The 18,512-nt window shown below is 42.1% G+C and carries 12 protein-coding genes and 1 pseudogene; 2 read left to right on the forward strand and 11 right to left on the reverse strand.

Going from position 1 to position 18,512, the window contains the following annotated elements:
• Positions 1-234, forward strand: a pseudogene (locus B5D06_RS06625) (relaxase/mobilization nuclease domain-containing protein); the annotation flags it as partial.
• A 353-nt stretch (positions 235-587) separates the two neighbouring features.
• Here the strand turns inward: B5D06_RS06625 and ispE are convergent.
• From ispE to B5D06_RS06665, 8 genes are all read right to left on the reverse strand, one after another.
• The gene (ispE, locus tag B5D06_RS06630) at positions 588-1,436 is read right to left on the reverse strand and encodes a 4-(cytidine 5'-diphospho)-2-C-methyl-D-erythritol kinase (protein ID WP_078737266.1); all 849 of its coding nucleotides are present in this window, start codon (positions 1,434-1,436) and stop codon (positions 588-590) included.
• Positions 1,437-1,440: 4 nt separating this feature from the next.
• A complete protein-coding gene (lpxB, locus tag B5D06_RS06635) occupies positions 1,441-2,619 on the reverse strand; it encodes a lipid-A-disaccharide synthase (RefSeq protein ID WP_078737222.1) in 1,179 nt (392 codons plus the stop codon).
• A gap of 15 nt (positions 2,620-2,634) precedes the next feature.
• On the reverse strand, positions 2,635-3,420 hold the full coding sequence (surE, locus tag B5D06_RS06640; RefSeq protein WP_078737223.1) for a 5'/3'-nucleotidase SurE: 786 nt from the start codon (positions 3,418-3,420) through the stop codon (positions 2,635-2,637).
• A 12-nt stretch (positions 3,421-3,432) separates the two neighbouring features.
• The gene (locus B5D06_RS06645; RefSeq protein WP_078737224.1) at positions 3,433-3,987 is read right to left on the reverse strand and encodes an FKBP-type peptidyl-prolyl cis-trans isomerase; all 555 of its coding nucleotides are present in this window, start codon (positions 3,985-3,987) and stop codon (positions 3,433-3,435) included.
• A complete protein-coding gene (locus B5D06_RS06650; RefSeq protein WP_078737225.1) occupies positions 3,977-5,530 on the reverse strand; it encodes a glycine--tRNA ligase in 1,554 nt (517 codons plus the stop codon). The genes B5D06_RS06645 and B5D06_RS06650 overlap by 11 nt, the downstream gene beginning before the upstream one ends.
• A gap of 69 nt (positions 5,531-5,599) precedes the next feature.
• Entirely contained in the window at positions 5,600-6,325 is a 726-nt protein-coding gene (locus B5D06_RS06655) for a HesA/MoeB/ThiF family protein (protein WP_078737226.1), read from the reverse strand.
• 9 nt (positions 6,326-6,334) lie between these two features.
• Positions 6,335-7,651, reverse strand: a complete 1,317-nt coding sequence (gene rmuC / locus B5D06_RS06660; protein ID WP_078737227.1) for a DNA recombination protein RmuC — start codon at positions 7,649-7,651, stop codon at positions 6,335-6,337.
• A gap of 5 nt (positions 7,652-7,656) precedes the next feature.
• Complete coding sequence (locus B5D06_RS06665) at positions 7,657-8,811, reverse strand: iron-containing alcohol dehydrogenase (RefSeq protein WP_078737228.1); 1,155 nt, start codon at positions 8,809-8,811, stop codon at positions 7,657-7,659.
• 610 nt (positions 8,812-9,421) lie between these two features.
• Between B5D06_RS06665 and B5D06_RS06670 the strand changes: the two genes are divergently transcribed.
• Positions 9,422-11,974, forward strand: coding sequence for a TonB-dependent receptor (locus B5D06_RS06670; protein WP_234989571.1), 2,553 nt, complete (start codon positions 9,422-9,424; stop codon positions 11,972-11,974).
• 204 nt (positions 11,975-12,178) lie between these two features.
• Here B5D06_RS06670 and B5D06_RS06675 read toward each other — a convergent pair whose 3' ends face one another.
• The 3 genes from B5D06_RS06675 to rho form a co-directional block, all read right to left on the reverse strand.
• On the reverse strand, positions 12,179-13,294 hold the full coding sequence (locus B5D06_RS06675) for a TlpA disulfide reductase family protein (protein WP_078737230.1): 1,116 nt from the start codon (positions 13,292-13,294) through the stop codon (positions 12,179-12,181).
• Between the two features lie 404 nt (positions 13,295-13,698).
• Positions 13,699-15,882: a hypothetical protein gene (locus B5D06_RS06685; protein ID WP_078737232.1), complete on the reverse strand. Its 2,184-nt coding sequence runs from the start codon at positions 15,880-15,882 to the stop codon at positions 13,699-13,701.
• A 248-nt stretch (positions 15,883-16,130) separates the two neighbouring features.
• Positions 16,131-17,945, reverse strand: coding sequence for a transcription termination factor Rho (gene rho, locus B5D06_RS06690; RefSeq protein WP_078737233.1), 1,815 nt, complete (start codon positions 17,943-17,945; stop codon positions 16,131-16,133).
• Between the last annotated feature and the right edge of the window lie 567 nt (positions 17,946-18,512).

The raw sequence follows: 18,512 nt of genomic DNA on the forward strand, positions 1-18,512 counted from the left end.
GTTCCGATTTATCAGCCGAAGGAGGTTTTTCAGGAAGAAACGCTACAGCCAGTACCAAGCCTTGAACCAAGCCTTGTTGAGAGCGTAGTGGATGTTGTTGCCGAAGGGATTGCATCGGGTGTTGGCGGTGTACTGGACTTCCAAGTCCATGGAGAGAATTATGCCGAAACCGCCTTTCAGCGGAGACTGCGCCACGAAGCCAACAAGAGAAAGAAACGGGGACGAAGGATGTAGAAACAGCCACTTCCTTTCCCGAAAAGAAAATCATGACGGAACGCTCACTTTTGCTCGCAAATCAATATCTTTGCAAGGGATAATAGTGAGCGTTCTTTGTTAGTACAAACACGAGCAACCAAAAGCATCTCGCTCATTTCCAAATCGTTACCTGTCCACCATCGTCCTGTTGGTAACGCATTGTTGCTCAATAAGATAGTTCCATCTTGAATTTTCGTATATACGAAATTTTCACCGCCTTTATAGACAGACAAAACTTCCTGATTAACAATAGATTACAAAACCTCCAAAGAGAAATTCAAAAAGAGAGAAAAAGCCTCTTTAAAAGCTCATCACTCGGACTTACAAAAAAGCTATTGAATTAGTTTTCCCTGCCACACGAAATAGCTTTCTTCCCTAAAAGGAGCATCTGTAAGAGGCGGGATAGAACGAGTGAATATTCCATACAACGTAGACCCAGAACCAGACATTGAAGCATAATCTGCCCCCAACGCATAGATATACTCTTTTATCTCTTTAAGAAGAGGATAAACCTTGAAAAGAGGCTCTTCAAAATCGTTGATAAATAGCTCTTTCCAAAGAGAAAGAGGGCTTTGGAAAAGGTCTTTCAGACTGTTTTTCGCCTCAGGACGGCAAGAAATAGCACTATAAGCCTCCTTGGTGGAAATGAATATCGGAGGTTTTATCAGCAAAATTTGAGCTCGTTTAATTGATGAGGGCAACGCCAAAGGAGTAAGCACATCGCCAATTCCTTCGCCCAACATGGGTGTGTTATGAATGAAAAAAGGACAATCGGCACCGATCCTCTTTATCATAGAAGCCATACGCTCCGTAGAAAGCTCTAAGTGAAACATTTCGTTTAGTGCTTTCAACATAAAAGCAGCATCGGCAGAGCCTCCTCCCAATCCTGCACCAAAAGGTATCTTTTTTACCAATTCCACAGAAAGGGGGGGGATAGGATATCCTTCCTCTCGAAGCATATGTAATGTGCGAAGTACTGTATTCTCTTCTGCTTTTTCCTCAATAATTACCCCGCTTTGTTGCCATTGATCAACTCCTTGCACCTCTGGCAACGGAACAATCTCTATGATATCACAGAGTTCAACGGGTAGAAAGATAGTCTCTATAGCGTGGTAACCATTGGATAAACGCTCAATAATACGTAATCCTAAATTGAGTTTAGCATTGGGAAAAACAACCATACTTTTATTCTCTCGGGGAGTTTTTTTTAGCATTAATACTGGCAACTATTTGGTCTGCTGCCCTTTCAGAGGCTGGGGTATTCCCCAACAAAAGGCGCAACTCATCATATCCCTCTGTTATAAGGTGAGGAGCCCTCAGCAAGTTGTCTATTGCAAGACGAAGATTATCGAGAGAAGCCTCGGCAGCCAATAATTCTTTTACCAAAGGTCGCCCTAAAATAAGATTGACTAAAGAAAAGTAACGTATCGGGAAAAGGTTCTTGAAAGCCCAGTTCATCCAACGCCTTCCATTGGCTCTGTAACAAACAACCTGCGGTGTACCAATCAGTGCCGTCTCCAGTGTGGCCGTTCCCGAAGTAACCAAAGCGAGCTTACAGCCTGCAAGAAGCGTATAAGTAGCATCGAATACAATCTGTATCGGATAGTCCTGGGGCAAGAAGAGACGATAATCCTCGATTGTAAGCCCAGGTGCACCTCCTATTACGGGATATAAATCTGGATAGTAAGTGCGTAACGTTTCAATCATAAGAGGAAGATTACTCTTTAGTTCTTGACGTCGACTTCCAGGTAGGAGGGCTATCAATAAATCTTTTTTAGCTTCAGGTATGGTAAAAGCTTGCTCTACTATTTTCTGCTTGTACTCCTCCTTGCCGTAACTTGCATAGTAGGCTCCGACAGCATCGACACAAGGATTGCCCGTATAATGAGCTGGGACATCCGCCTTTTGCAAAAAAGTTTCTTCAAATGGGAGTATACAAAGAACCCGCGAACAATACTTCTTCAATGCACGCACCCTATACTTCTTCCAAGCCCACACTTTCGGAGGAATGTAGTAAATAACACTTGTCTCGGGTAGTTCGCGATGCACAAAAGGAAGGATATAACGGAAGTTAAAGCCCCCAAAGTCTACAGGAATAACTATATCGGGCGAAAACTCAAGGAGCTTTTTCTGCATTAGTTTTCCCTTTTTGTGAATCGAAAATATATTTCTAACCACCTGCTCAAAGCCCATAAAGGCAAGACTTCGATAATGTATAATAGGAGGCTTTTGGGCAATCTCTGCCATCTTATCACCTCCCATAAAAGCAAACGTCGCCTCCGCATCTTGGAGCTTGAGGGCTTTCATCAGATTGGCTGCATGCAAATCGCCAGAAGCCTCTCCAGCAATAAAGAAGTAACGCATAGGCAAATGTTCTTGCTACTCCTCTTCCGAGAGCAAATCGTTAAAAGGATTTTTACGAAGTTCTTCTAAAAAAGAGCGGTCGGTCATATCTATACGAATAGGAGTAAGGGTAGCATATCCAGCCTCCAATAAATCCCAATCTGTATTAGGTTCATTACTTGTTTTAACCTGTTTTCCCGACAACCAGTAGACTTTTTGTCCTCTAGCATTCTCACTCTCGACAAACTCATTTACAAAACGCCCTACAGCTTGAGGACAAATCTCTATTCTCTTTGGCTGTGATTTGGGCAAATTAAGACTCAACAAGGTATGTTGGGGTATAGGGTTACGAAGCATCCAACGTACCACCTTGGGCGTATACTCGGCTGCATAACTCATTTCTGCATTATCGCCATGATCGTTTACCGATACGGCAAGAGCAGGTATACCCGCTATACAACCTTCCATAGCTGCCCCAATGGTTCCTGAATAGATTACACAAATCCCATCATTACGTCCATGGTTAATTCCAGAAACAATCAAATCTGGCTTTTGATCGGGATAGAGGAGATTAAGAGCCAGTTTAACGCAGTCTGCTGGCGTACCTGTTGAACGGTACCAAGTACAACCTGTCTCTTCTCTCATCTTAGTGAGCTTTAGGGGTACTTGCGAGGTTATCTGCGCCGAAGCTCCTGAGCGAGGTCCATCGGGAGCTACCACAACAATATCGCCTAAAGGCTTCAAAGCATCTGTTAAAGCTGCGATACCAGGCGCATGCACCCCATCGTCATTGGAAACAAGAATCTTTATCTTTTTATACATCAGCGTGTTTCCCTATTTTTCTGTTTCTGGAATAATCTTATCTAAACGCAAAAGAAAACGAAGAGAAGAATAGGGCTGTATATTACCCTCCTGTTTAGAACCGTAAGCTAAATACCATGGGATTATTACTTCCGTATAGTCCCCAACGACCATGTTCTGTAAAGCAACCTGTACTCCCACAATAGTAGCTCCCTCTCCTGCTCTATTAAGAGTAAATCTTTGGCTCTTCTCTTGATCGAAATTGCCCTCTATGAAAGATTTACTTCCCGTTAAGAGATAGCATTCATAGTGTACCAATACCCTTGAAGTTTCAATAGGATACTCTGTCCCTGTACCCTTCTCAATCCATCTCATGTAAACAAATGGAAGTAATCCATCTGTTGTTTGCTTGGTAAAGTTTTTATTATCGGCATAGTCATTAAAGGCATTTTCGTTCTGGCGTCTCCACTCCTCCACAGCATCTATTTTCTTTTGACAAGAGGGCAGCAGCACAACGATAAAAGCCACGGCTATAAGAGCCTTTAAGGCCGAAATCCTTTTATAGGATATGTTGAACTTATTCATCATCAGCTATTTTTCTTAGCAATGTACTCATATCTACTTTTGCCATTATTTCTTTTCTCAAATCGGCAATGGCCACACGATGTTGTTCCATGGTGTCTCTATCTCGGATAGTTACCGTATCGTCTTCCATGGTTTGATTGTCAATTGTAATACAATAGGGTGTACCGATCGCATCTTGACGACGATAACGTTTCCCAATAGAATCTTTTTCGTCGTATTGACAGGTAAAATCAAAACGAAGATCTCGTACTACCGCTTTAGCTTTTTCGTCCAAACCGTCTTTGCGTACCAGAGGCAGTACCGCCAGTTTTATTGGAGCCAAAGCTGCAGGTAGACGAAGTACAGTACGGATTTCTCCATTATCCGTCTTTTCCTCACAATAAGCACCACACATAATGGAGAGGAACAAACGATCTACCCCTATTGAAGTTTCTACCACGTAAGGAACGTAGCTTTCCTCTGTTGTAGCATCAAAATAACGAAGTTTCTTTCCGCTATACTCTTCATGACGTCTAAGGTCATAATCTGTGCGACTATGTATACCCTCTACTTCCTTAAAACCAAAGGGCATTTCAAACTCTATGTCGGTCGCAGCATTGGCATAATGAGCCAGCTTTTCGTGGTCGTGAAAACGATACTTCTGATCGCCCATGCCCAAGGATTTATGAAAAGCCATACGAGACTTTTTCCAATACTCAAACCATTTCATCTCTTCCCCAGGGGTAACGAAGAACTGCATTTCCATCTGCTCAAACTCACGCATACGGAAGATGAACTGACGAGCTACGATTTCATTACGGAAAGCTTTTCCTATCTGAGCAATACCAAAAGGGAGTTTCATTCGACCCGTTTTTTGCACATTCAAATAGTTAACAAAAATGCCCTGTGCCGTTTCTGGACGTAAGTATATCTTAGAAGCTCCCTCGGCAGTTGAGCCCATCTCAGTTGCAAACATCAAATTGAACTGACGCACCTCTGTCCAATTTGCAGTACCGCTTATGGGACAAACTATTTTCTTATCAATTATAATTTGTCGAACCCCTTCCAAATCTCCCTCTGTAAGAGCTCTTGTAAACTCCTTTTGAGTAGCCTGATACTCTTCTAAGTACCCCAAAATACGAGGATTTGTTTCTCTGTAAAGTTGTGCGTTAAACGAATCTCCGAATCGCTTTGCTGCCTTCGCAACTTCCTTTTCAATCTTGTCTTCTATTTTAGCCAAATAATCCTCGATGAGGACATCAGCACGATAGCGTTTTTTAGAGTCTTTATTATCAATTAGGGGGTCATTGAAGGCATCGACATGCCCAGAGGCTTGCCATATACGTGGATGCATAAAGATAGCAGAGTCTATCCCTACCACATTATCATGCAAGAGTGTCATACTCTTCCACCACAGGCTTTTAATATTGTTCTTTAATTCTACACCATACTGTCCATAATCATAAACAGCACCTAAACCGTCGTATATTTCTGAGGAGGGAAAAACAAAACCATATTCTTTACAGTGAGAAATGATTTTCTTAAATAAATCTTCCTGTTGAGCCATATTGTATAATGCCTGTCTTTATACCTATTAATTTATATCTAATGGTAACAAAGGTAAGCATTTCCTTTGTTAGAATTGAATCGAGAGAAGGTCGTTTCGGAGGGTTAAAGCATCGAAAAGAAGTAATTTACCCGCAAGGGTATTGGGCAGATCTAAGAGTATTTTTATAGTCTCTGTAGCCATGATAGAACTAATGATTCCTACGGCTGCCCCCAACACGGGTACTTCTCTCTTCTCTGCGTTAAGATCCTTTTGCGGAAAAAGGACACGATAGCTACCCGCTCCTTTATAATGAAAGAGAGAGACCTGACCACCCCAAGAGTCTACCGCTCCATAGAGATAAGGTATAGCCAACTCTTCTGCCGTTTTATCCATTAGGTAGCGCGTAGTAAGATTGTCACATCCATCAATAATAAGATCATAATTTTGTGCTATCCTCTTGGCATTTTGATCTGTAAAACGCTCATTATAAGCATGAATCAAGCAGTCGGAATTGAGACTCTTCAGCCTCTTTTGGGCAGCGAGCACCTTACTGAGTCCCAAATCCTCTTCGGTATACAGTATTTGTCTTTGGAGGTTCGAAAGAGAAACTTTATCAAAATCAATAATTCCAATCTCTCCAATTCCTGCGGCAACTAAATAGTAAAGTAAAGCAGAGCCCAAGCCTCCAGCACCCACCACGAGCACTTTCTTGGAGTGGAGCCGTGCTTGCCCCTCCTCACCTATCTCGGGGAGGAGTATTTGTCGGGCAAAGCGCTCTTTTTCGCTTTCGTTCAAAGGTGTTGGTGTGTTCATCGTTTCTACTTATTCGTCTATCGGGGTGCGTAGTTGTGAGGGTATCTCTTTGGTCGAAACTACCCCCATCTCTTTCAGTTTCTCCAGTCCTCCTATCAAATTGCCCCTACCCGTCATTAGTTGTCCTTTGGCTTTAGCTATGCTTTCACTCGCAGAGTGTATTTTGCGCTCGACATCAAGGAGTGTTTCGCTATAAGAGCAAAACTTATCGTAAAGGGAGGAGGCTTTGCGGATGATCTCTTCTACATTTTTTACTTGCCTATCTCTCTGCCACATATCTTGTGCCATCCTGAGTGCGGCGATGAGGTTAGAGCCATTGATGAGTATAACTCCCTTTTTGTAAGCATACTCCCACAGCGTTGGAGACTCTTGTAGGGCAAGGGTATAGGCGGGGTCGTTGGGGATGAAAAGCATCACGAAGTCGGGCGCCTCGGGTAGGAAGTGGTGATACTTTTTCTCCGATAGCTCCTCGATGTGCTTACGTACACTCGCCAAATGTGATTTGGCATACATAACCCTCTCTTCGTCGGTCGTGGCGGCAACGTAATTGCTGTACGCACTGAGGCTCACCTTGCTATCTATAATCATTACGCCACCATTGGGATAGCGCACCAATACATCGGGACGCAATCCCCCTCGATTCTTTTCGGCAGTTATAATGTCGCCCTTTTCGTCTCGGAGGGTTTCTTGTACAAAGTACTCTCGATCTTTGGTTAGCCCACTATGTTTGAGGATATTCTCCAGTATCATTTCGCCCCAATCTCCCTGTACTTTGGAGTCTCCTTTAAGGGCTTTTATCAATTCCGACGTCTCTTTGCTCATCGCCCCACTGCGCTCCATAAGGTCTTTGATAACGTTCTGAAGCGAAAAGCGTTCGCGAGCCTCTGCTTCGTAGGTCGTTTGCACCTGCTCTCCGAAGCGTTTCAAATCTTCTCTCAGAGGCTTCAAACTCTCCTCGTTTTTGCGAGAGAGCATCTCTCCCCGCTCTTCGAAGATTTTAGATGCCAACTCTTTGAACTGACTTTGCAACTGTTCGGAAATAGAGATTGACTCCTGCTGTGTCGAGCGCACCTGTTCCGAGAGATGTTCAGCTCTTATTTGAAGTTCAGAGTAGGCTATTTGCGCCTTTTGATACTCTTGTTGCACTTGGTTAAGCTCTGCCTCTTTTTGGGCTAATCGGCTCTCCCGCTCTGCTAAAGTTTGGAGGAGGTGCGTATAATTAGCTTCAAGAGAGAGCTTTTCCTTCTGCTTTTGATAGAGTTTGTACAGAAGGAAAGCTACGGCAACGATAAGAAGAAGTACCAAAGCAAGAGAGGTGTAGTACATGGGGCTTATCTCCTACAAGAGGCTAATATCTTTTCTACCACTTCAAAGTTCATATCTTGACGCTCACCCAGTATAGTACCTCTCTCTTCGAAACGCTTTACTAACGTGCGTTCTATATCTTCGCCAATGCCTGCCTCAGCGAGGCGAGTGGTAAAACCTAATGAACGGAAAAACTCTTCGGTGCAAACAATCGCCTTTTCGATACGGCTCTCTTCGTCGCCCTCGGTTATGTTCCAAACCCGTTCGGCATATTGTAGCATCTTCTCTCTCTTGCCCAAAGTGCCCATAATGCGGAGCGTTCCAGGCAAAACGATTACTAAAGAGTGTGCGTGGGCTATACCTGTGAGAGCGGTAAGTTCGTGCCCAATCATGTGCGTAGACCAGTCTTCCACCACTCCCCTTCGGATAAACCCGTTCAAAGCATTGGTGGCGCACATCATAAACTCGGCACGAGAGTCGTAGTCGATGTTATCGGTGTCAAGTACCTTAGGGGCTATCTCTTTAATAGTAAGGAGCAAACCCTCTGCCCAGTGGTCCATAAGCAAACTTTGATTGGGCCATGTTAGATATTGCTCTATAACGTGTACAAAGCTGTCTGCCAGCCCACAAGCCAGTTGATACTTAGGGAGCGTGTATGTTACCTCGGGGTCTAAGATAGAGAACTTGGGGAACTGACCGTGGAAGGGGAACTTCTCCTGCGTTGCCTGCGAAGAGATAACGCTACCCGAGTTCATCTCAGAGGCGGTAGCGGGCAGGGTTAAGATGCAACCTAAGGGAACAAACGGTCCCTTAGCAACGCCCGAGAGCACAATGTCCCACGGGTCTTTATCGACCAAAATACCTGCCGAAATGAGTTTACAAGCATCAATTACAGAGCCTCCACCAATGGCTAAAACCCAATCATTTTTGTCCCTGCGAGCTTGCTCTATAACGATTCGGATAGTCTCCACTGTAGGGTTCGACTCGATGCCCCAAAACTCACTGTATTCATAGCCTTGAAGAGCGGCCACAACTTGGTCGTACACTCCATTTTTGCGTACGCTACCTCCACCGAAAACAAGTAATGGTTTGCTGTTTTGAGGTAGTATTTTGGGGAGTTGAGCTATGCTGTTTTGTCCAAAAATAATCTGTGTGGGATTGACAAACTTGAAATTCTTCATAATGAATGACTATAATTTAATCGGATTTGATGTCCGTACAAAGTTACGTTTTTGCTCCTATTTCTAAAATACTTGGCAAGCCTATTCCGAGCTCTTTATAGAAAGACAGGAGAAAGAGCCTTTTTGTTTAGAGATGTAAGCTCTTTTCTTCTCTCAACCAATCTATAGAGCTGTTTTCTCAAAGGGTATAATGCTTACAATAAAAGCATATATGTTTTTCAAAGTTTGCACAGGTGGTTTTGCGAGTTTGCACAGATGGTTTTGAGCAAAAGGATTATGGCTAACCGTAGTATAGCTTCCAAGGGCTTTTGGAATGACACATAGCTTTTGCCCAAAATTATTATTGCTTGATGAGAGAGAAGATTGAGGCTTTTAGGAAAGAATCTTGTTCTGAATGTCTATTAGGCTCTATTCCTTTCTTGGATAGGTGTTGTGAGGAAATGATTTTTGTGAACGAAATTTATTGTCCACATACCTATCGTTAGGTATTTATCACCCTGTGGATATGAAGTATCTTTGCATCCAATTTTAAGAAACTAAACTATTTAATCAAAATTCTATGAACAAGTTTATAATCACTTGTGCGTTACTCTTTGTCTCTATCTTTCAGATGGTAGCCGAGGATAGCACACCCCCTTACAAGAAGAAGCCTTTGCCTTCGGATGCCAATGTAGTGGGGCACGTTATCGATGCCCTTACAGGAGAGCACGTGCCTGGTGTAACCATCCAAATCAAAGGTACTACCTTTGGTACCAGTACCGATGCTACGGGGCACTACTTTTTGCGTAACATCAAGCCTGGAGAGATTACTCTCGTAATGCGTGGTGTGGGTTACTTGAGCCAAGAGCGTACCATAACTGTACAGCGCAACAAGGTAGTTGAAGTTAACTTCGAAGCAGAGCAAGACGTAGTAAGTATCGACGAAGTCGTTATTAGTGCCAATAGACAAGCTACCCTTCGTCGCTTGGCTCCAACTATCGTTAACGTTGTAGATGAAACAATGTTTAGCCGTGTCAATGCCAACAACTTGGCACAAGGTATCATCTTCCAACCTGGAGTACGTGTAGAAAATGACTGTCAAAACTGCGGTTTTAACCAAGTACGCATCAACGGCCTCGACGGACGTTATACTCAAATCCTCATCGACAGCCGTCCTATCTTCAGTGCATTGGCTGGGGTTTATGGCATAGAACAGATCCCTACCAATATGATAGACCGTGTAGAAGTTGTGCGCGGTGGTGGTTCTGCTCTATTTGGCTCATCTGCTATCGGTGGTGTTGTAAACATTATCACCAAAGAGCCTACTCGCAATAGTTTTAGCTTCGGAGAATCTCTAACTTTTACAGGCTTAAAATCTCCAGACAACAACTTGAGCCTCAACGCTTCACTTGTAACAGATGACAACAAAGCTGGGGCGGTAGTCTTCGGGCAAGCACGTTATCGCTCTGCGTGGGACGCTAATCGCGATGGATACAGTGAATTGGGGAAACTTAACGGCCGTTCTTTGGGAACACGTACTTTCCTCCGCACATCAGATTACTCTAAATTAACTGCAGAGCTCCACACTATCCAAGAGTACCGTCGTGGTGGAGATCACCTCGAGTGGCCCGACCACGTAGCAGCCGTTTCGGAGCATGTAGACCACAGTATCTACAGTGGTAACATAAAATTTGATCTTTTCTCTTCCGATTATAAACATCACTTCTTGGCTTATGCTTCAGGTCAGCTTGTAAAACGTAATAGCTACTACGGAGGTATTGGTGAGGTTGAAGACGAGCACGGCAACCGTTTAGGTCGCTTGGGCTATCCTATACCTGGAGAAATGTATGGCATTAACTATGGTGTAACTAAGGGATCTACCTACATGGGGGGATTGCAATACACCTACGACATGGACAAATTTATCTTTATGCCCGCACAATTACTCTTTGGTACAGAGTATGTATACGATCACCTCAACGATGTAATGCCTATACGCAACTGGTACACCGAAAAGGATGACCAAGGTAACCTTATAGAGCTCTATCCCGCTATAGACCAACGCATACATAACCTAAGTGTTTTGGGACAGATTGAATGGAAAAACGATATGTTCTCTATCCTCTTGGGAGGCCGCTTAGACAACAACACTGCTGTACGTGACACAAAAGAAAGAGTAACTCCTATACTAAGCCCTCGTGCTACCCTACGTTACAACCCTACCAAAAATGTCAACTTCCGTTTCTCTTATGCTAAGGGCTTCCGCGCTCCTCAAGTTTTTGATGAAGACCTACACGTAGGTGTCGTAAACGGAGATGTACAACGTGTTACCAACGTAGCAGGCCTAAAACCAGAAACAAGCCATGCTTTCAATTTGAGTGCCGACTTATACGGTAACTTTGGAGCTGTTAAGACTAACTTCCTCGTAGAAGGATTCTTCAACAAACTACAAGATGTATTTGTTACCAAGAAAGTAAATGTTGTAAATGGAATCACCAACTTCGACCGCATTAATGGCTCTGGAGCTAAAGTAATGGGGGTAAACCTCGAGGGTAAAATGGCTTGGAATATATTCCAACTACAAGCAGGATTTACCCTTGCAAGTAATAAATACGATGCTGAAGAAGAATGGGGAGAAGTAGCAACGCTCGATTCTAACGGTCTCCCCGTCTTTGAAAGAGATGCAGAGGGAAATATCGGTGTAGTCTCTGAAAAGAAAACATCTACTCAAATCACACGTACCCCATCGGCTTACGGTTACTTCACATTGGGAATTGAACCTGTTAAAAACTTCAATATCGCTCTTACAGGTACTTATACTGGTTCTATGTATGCACCTCATGCCATTGTATTAGGTACCGAACAGAACGAAATCGCAAAAAAACTCTCTGGAGAACAAATCGAAGATGCTTTCAAAGTGGCCGGCTTTGACCCTGCGAACGATGAGATTCCAGAAGTCCATGCAGACCGCTTGGTAAAAACGCCTTCATTCTTTGACCTTGGCTTCAAGTTCTCCTACAAGTTCAATATCTTCTCTTCAGACTTAGAGGTCTATGCAGGTATGAACAATCTGCTCAACGCAATGCAAAAAGACTTTGACTTTGGTCCCGATAGAGATAGTGCTTATATATATGGTCCTACCCAGCCACGCTCTGCTTACATGGGATTGAAGTTTAATTTCTAAAAACTCTAGTGAATCATCAAGTATAAGAGTAGGGGACTCAGAGCTTGGTACCCAATTAACCGTTTTGAACTCCCCCATTATTGAAGATTCATACTAAGAGAAATCAACCTTACAGATTACTTTTTACCCCCTTGAAAATACCTTATAAGTATCTTCAAGGGGGTATCTCATTAAACGATATAAAGACCCTTAGAGAGTCTGCTTCTATTTCAAAAGTTCAGCTATTTTTTCGGCAAGCGGTGTCCCCTTAAGTTCACGGGCAACAATTACTCCCTCATTGTCTATCAACACTGTATGGGGGATAGTGTGAATACCATATAACATAGCAGCATCACTTTTCCAACCCTTCAAATCTGACATCTGAGGCCAAGGCAAAGCAAGTTTTACAATCGCCTTCTCCCAAGCAGTTTTGTCCTCATCCAAAGAAATGCCGACAATCTCAAACTTTCCCTTATACTCATTATAGAGTTTTATCAACTCGGGCATACTCTGGCGACATGGTGCACACCAACTCGCCCAAAAATCGACCAATACAAGTTTCCCCTTTCCTATATAATCAGAAAGCTTCACAGTTTTCCCCTCTGGAGTTTGCATCGTAAGATCTGTAAAAGGCTTGTTTACATCGGTTTGCTGTTGAGACTCTAACTGCTTTTTAATGCCTTGCAAATCTGGGTCATTAAGATATTGGGCAGGTATCTTTTCCAAAAGTCTCAAGTTTTCCGACAAACTATTTTCGTAATACTTCTCTTTGAAAAGGAATATCCCCACGATATTGGAGATATTTTTCTCCATTCCTCGCTTTAGTATCGCATCATACTCTATTTCCAGCTCATCCATTCTTTGCTCTCTTAGCTCATCGGTAAGTGTAGAGTCACTCTCTATCTGAAGCATATTGGCCAGAAGAGTATTGATTTCGCCTCGTATTCCCTGATAGATCTCATTCGTTGGAGTACCTGTTACAGACTCTTTTCCCCGCTCCATACGCACGATAATCTCTCCATTTTCCAAAAAGAAAGGAAAGCTAAAGGCATTCGTCTCGGTCAGACACGACAGATAACGAACAACGGTTGAGTCCTGTTGCCCCTCAAACGTGAAAGTACCGTTTTGTATAACAGCCTTATCGACAACTGTAGAGTTCATATTCTCTATAGCTTCCAGCACTACAACATCTCCATCTTTTGCTCCCTCTACGCTACCTACTATCGTATATCCTTTTTTTTCTTTTTCGGCTGTACAAGCCACAAATAGGAGCGTCATTGTTATTAGGGCAATACCATAAAACAGTTTCCCTTTTACAATAGATAAAATCTGATTTCTCATTTTCTTTTTAATAGTTTAGTAAATATCATACACTAAAGTACAGTTTATTCCCAGAACAATACACTACCGAGCTGTTTGGAGAGAAAGAACCAGAACCCCCTCCGTAGAAGAATACTTTAGCAGAGAGAGAGCAAAGACAATGAAGCTACGTACACCAGTGTATATAATATGGCTAAGACCGAGTATAGAAAGAAACGTGGATCAGACGAGCTATTAGGCAACGCTCTCACTACAAAAAGCGACATCACATTGAGAGACAGGATAAAAATATTTTCCGTAACAATCATTGCAGATGTGTGCACAGTAAGGATAAAAAATAGGGCAACCGCTTTTTTCAAGCAATTGCCCTATAGAGATTCGTTAAATTATATCGTCAATAATCTTCCCTACAAAGGGAACTCGTATTAGTAAACGAGTACTTTGAAAGTCTTAGCACCAACTGAAAGAATATAAACTCCCTGATGTAAAGAAGAAGCATCTAAGGAAGCGTTACCCTCTTGATCTGTAGTAGCACTCAACACTGTAGATCCCTCTAAGGTGTTTACGACGATGTTGGCATTAGCCGTTACTCCCCCAACAACGATGCTTTGATCAGCCGCGTTGTAGTATACCATCTCCTTATTGAGTTGGAGGCCTTCAACAGCTACAAAACCTTGGAACTCTTTCTTTTCATTGTAGTCTCCGTTGTAATCGTAAACCGCCCATCCCTTAGACTTAGCAACGTTAACTTGAGATTCTGTACAATAGTTAGTTTCAAACTCTTGTCCCCTCTTCAAGTCTACAAGAAGCAACTCTTTTTTATCTGCAGTACTATTGGGGAGTTCTTGCATGAAAGCATCCATGGAAGCACCCTTAAATTGGTTTTTCCAAACCCACAATGATTCTAAAACAGTCATCTTAGACAAAGAGATTTGGTTCAATTTGTTATCAAAACACCACAGTCGTTTCATAGCAGGGGCTTCACCAAGCTTCAAAGTTTCCATATTATTGGTATAGCAGTGTAATCTTTCCAATTTGGAATTTGCCGTAAGGTCGAGAGTCTGAATATCATTATTATAACAATAGAGATTCTTTAATTCTGGGTTGTTACTTACATTGAGAGAAGTTAACTGGTTGAGAGAACAAGAGAGGTCTTCCAAACGAGTATTTTTAGAAACATCAAGTCTTGACAATTCATTTTCTTGACAGAAAAGAAGACGGAGGTTCTTTGCTTTAGTTACATCTAAGCCCACAAGATTACCATTCTTGCAACGAAAACCTTGTATTACACCCTTAATCTTTACGATAGAAGAGGTTAAGGTATACTCTACATCTTTGCCAGTTTTAAACTCTCCTGTTGCTCCTTCGATTACAGGTACTTCATTACATACAATCCAAAGTGTAATTTTTTGACCTGGCTGACGAGAAGTAGTCAAGATAATCTGCTCTTCATCGATTGGAGATGGGCCACCGCCACGAGTAAAGAATGCCTCAACTGTAACAGCACTTCTTACTACGAAGCTATACTCGGGCAATATTTCTCTTCCCTTAACCTTCAAAGAAGTTAAAACACAGTTTTGGTCATTAGCCTTAGGAACCACTGTTAAAGTAGTACCATACTCTACAGACTTAAGTGCCTCTTCATCATAACCTTGGATAGAGATTGTACCATGTTCGTTGCTTACGAGAGTAACGGGGAAACGTAATTTCTTAAATGTACCCGCCAATGTACCAGGCCCTGTTACTGTAAAGCGTTTTGTTTCTTTAATATCTGTACCGTTGTAAGTAAGAGTGGCCAATTCCCATCCTTGCCTTTCATCTACACCCACTTCACACACAGTACCTTCTTCCAACTCAAACTCTGTCTGTGTATTGTCTGTACCCTTGATATAGTAACGTCCTCCGTCGGGAGCAGGAGTAACAGTAACTTTATGCTTAGTTAAAGCACCCTCGCCTTGATAAGGTTCCTCTACACCATTTCTATTGAATTTGAATACATTCCACCCTTTTTCATTGGCTTTTTTTACTTGTGAAGCTGTACAAAGGTTTCCCTCATTAGCCCCATTCCTTTCATTAAAAATAAGGAGTTTACCCTTGAAACTTTCTCCAGAACGGTTAGGCAAAGAGGTAATAAAATTGTCCATGCTAACTGCCTTCAACTTATTGGATTCCAAATAAATTGTTGAAATCTTGGGCGATTCTGTAAAGTTAATAGAGGAAATACTATTACCAGACAAAACCACTTTTTCCAAATTGGCACAGTTACTAAACGAGATATCTGTAATCTCAGACTCTGCCAATCCAAACTCTGATATATCTCCTTTAATAGTAACATTAGATTGTAGCAAAGTCACAGCACTTACCCCCCAAGAATAAGTTACGATCGTGGCTCCTTCTACTTCGAGGTCTCCAGTTGCCTTAAACTTACCATAGAGAATATCCCCAGCTGCTTTCTTGGTGGTGAACTGGATTTCTCCTTTTGTACCATCACGAAGGGACGATTGACCCCATACAGATTGAGGCATCAAGATGCTCACAAACAGAGCAAACAACGTAAGCAAACTCACCTTAGAGAGGAGAGGCTTACCCAAAAAAGACTTTTTGTTCATAATAGTATAGATACATTATTTGATTACACAGCCCGAAGTTACTAAAAATTTTTGTTATAAAAACCAACTTAAGAATAAACACAGCCTTTCGGCTAACGAACTCAATAGCTTTTACTGAGATATACCCCCTCAAAAAAAGATTGGACTCCCCTTATCGGAAGCCCAATCCCTTTAAGCTTTTAAATTTATAACAATGAAACAAAAAACCTTCCGACATACATCACAAAGTCCTCTTATCGCGACAAATTCTAACTATTCATGGATGCCAAAAACTCCAAATTGTCGTTTGTTTTTTCAATACGTTCCTTGACAAAATCCATAGCCTCTGTAGAGGTCATATCTGCAAGATACTTACGTAAAATCCACATACGGGAAGTAATCGCCTTATCCAATAGCAAATCGTCTCGTCGAGTACTACTGGCCATAATATCGATAGCAGGGAAAAGACGGCGATTGGCTAATTTTCTATCCAGTTGTAACTCCATATTTCCCGTACCTTTGAACTCCTCAAAGATAACATCGTCCATTTTTGATCCCGTCTCGGTGAGTGCCGTAGCTATAATCGTAAGACTACCCCCTTGCTGGATATTGCGTGCTGCACCAAAAAAGCGTTTCGGTTTTTGAAGTGCATTGGCATCAACCCCCCCCGAGAGCACTTTACCCGACGCAGGCTGTATGGTATTATAAGCACGAGCTAAACGAGTTATAGAGTCGAGTAATATTACTACATCGTGCCCACACTCTACCATTCTTTTCGCCTTATTCAAAACTATTTCTGCAATCTTAACGTGGCGTTCTGCGGGTTCATCAAAAGTAGATGCAATAACCTCGGCATTAACATTGTTAATCATATCGGTCACTTCTTCGGGGCGTTCGTCTATAAGAAGTATAATCAGATAAACTCCTCCTTTATCCCTGTTGTTGGTATTATAATTATGGGCTATTGCATTGGCAATATCTTTTAACAACATCGTCTTACCCGTTTTGGGCTGTGCAACAATAAGTCCTCTCTGCCCTTTACCAATGGGACTAAAGAGGTCTACGATACGCATCGCGGTTTTATCATATACCTCTACAGCATCATGCCCTACCTCTAACTTAAATTTCTCATCGGGAAAGAGTGGCGTTAACATATCAAAAGGTACCCGATCTTGAATCTCTTTGGGCGTACGACCATTAATTCGGTGAATAGAAGAGAGTGGAAAGTACTTTTCACCCTCTCTCGGCAGTGCCATAGTCCCATCTACTACATCCCCAGGTTTTAAACCATAATACTTTATCTGTTGCTGAGAGATATACACGTCATCGGGAGAAGTGAGATAATTATAATCGGAAGAGCGCAAGAAACCATAGCCATCGGGCATAATCTCTAAAACCCCCATACAGGACAACTGACCCTCAAAATCGTACCCTAAGTGAGTGGGTTTGGTCGCCTCTGGCTGTCCCTTACTACTCTTTCCCTTGGTCTGAGTTTTAGACGAGGTATTGTAGCGAGTCTCTGCTGCCATGCGAGAAGCCTCTGTCTTATTAGGCTCTGAAGAGGTTAACTCAGGCAATATCGTATTTAACATGCTACCACTACTCTTAGAACTCGTGAAAATCATTTGAGAGGGAGGCACCGTAGCGACTGTTTTCTTTTCGGGTTCGAAATCCAAGATTGCATTTACCCCCCTGGGTTCTTTTGTTGTGGTCTTCCTTATAGTTGTCTTGTTAGAGGGGTCGGGAAGGATCAAATCTTCCATAGCCTCTTCTCTTACAATCGTAGGAGGCAAAAGATCTGGATGACTAAATATCTTAGAAGAGGTGGCACTTGCCTGCTCTTTTTTAGTTTTATCTACCTTAGTCGAACTCTTTTTTACCGAGGCTCCTTTGTCTCGAACGGCTCCCCCTTCGACCTCTTTTTCTTCGGTTGTGGAGAGAAGTATAGGGGATTGAAGTTTTAGAATAGCCTGAATGCAAGCCTCCCTATCTTCGGGAATAATGCTAATGCCCATCTCTCGTGCTATTATAACGAGTTCTTCGTCCGTTTTTTTCCTTAAATCAAGGGCGGTATACTGCTGCATAAATATTGAGTGAAAGATATTTTTTTGTTCGTGTTACTTGATTTCCTTTGAAATACACACACCAAATTGCCATAAAAACTCTCTTAACATTTTAGTCTCTGGGGCTAATCAAAAAAAGAGCGGGAAAAAATCTTCGATTATATCAACCAGATGATTTTAACGAAGAATGTACAAGGTATTTCCTCTGATAAACAAAAACAGATTTATACAAGTAATACCCGAATTTTCCCGCAAAGATAGAGTTTTTCTTCTACTAATCAATAGGGGCATTTATTTCGAAATAAAAATTTAAAGTGGAGAATATCTGGTTCTCCCCCAAAATAAAAGTCTCTCCTATTCTTTTTAGAGCTCTAACAACCTCTTTCTGCTACTTCTACATCGTCTACCCTCTATTAGAAAATCTATGCGACACACATAAAAAACTGTTTACTACAGCCTATTACCTCTTTAAGACATGAGCACTTCTATATATTCAATCTAAGAATAAAGAAAAACAAAGGTAGAAAGGAGTTTTTCAAAGTATCCTTTTGATGTTTCTTTCAGTCGCAGAATAATAAAGAGAGGGAC

Source organism: Porphyromonas circumdentaria, from assembly GCF_900167105.1.
Classification (GTDB): domain Bacteria; phylum Bacteroidota; class Bacteroidia; order Bacteroidales; family Porphyromonadaceae; genus Porphyromonas; species Porphyromonas circumdentaria.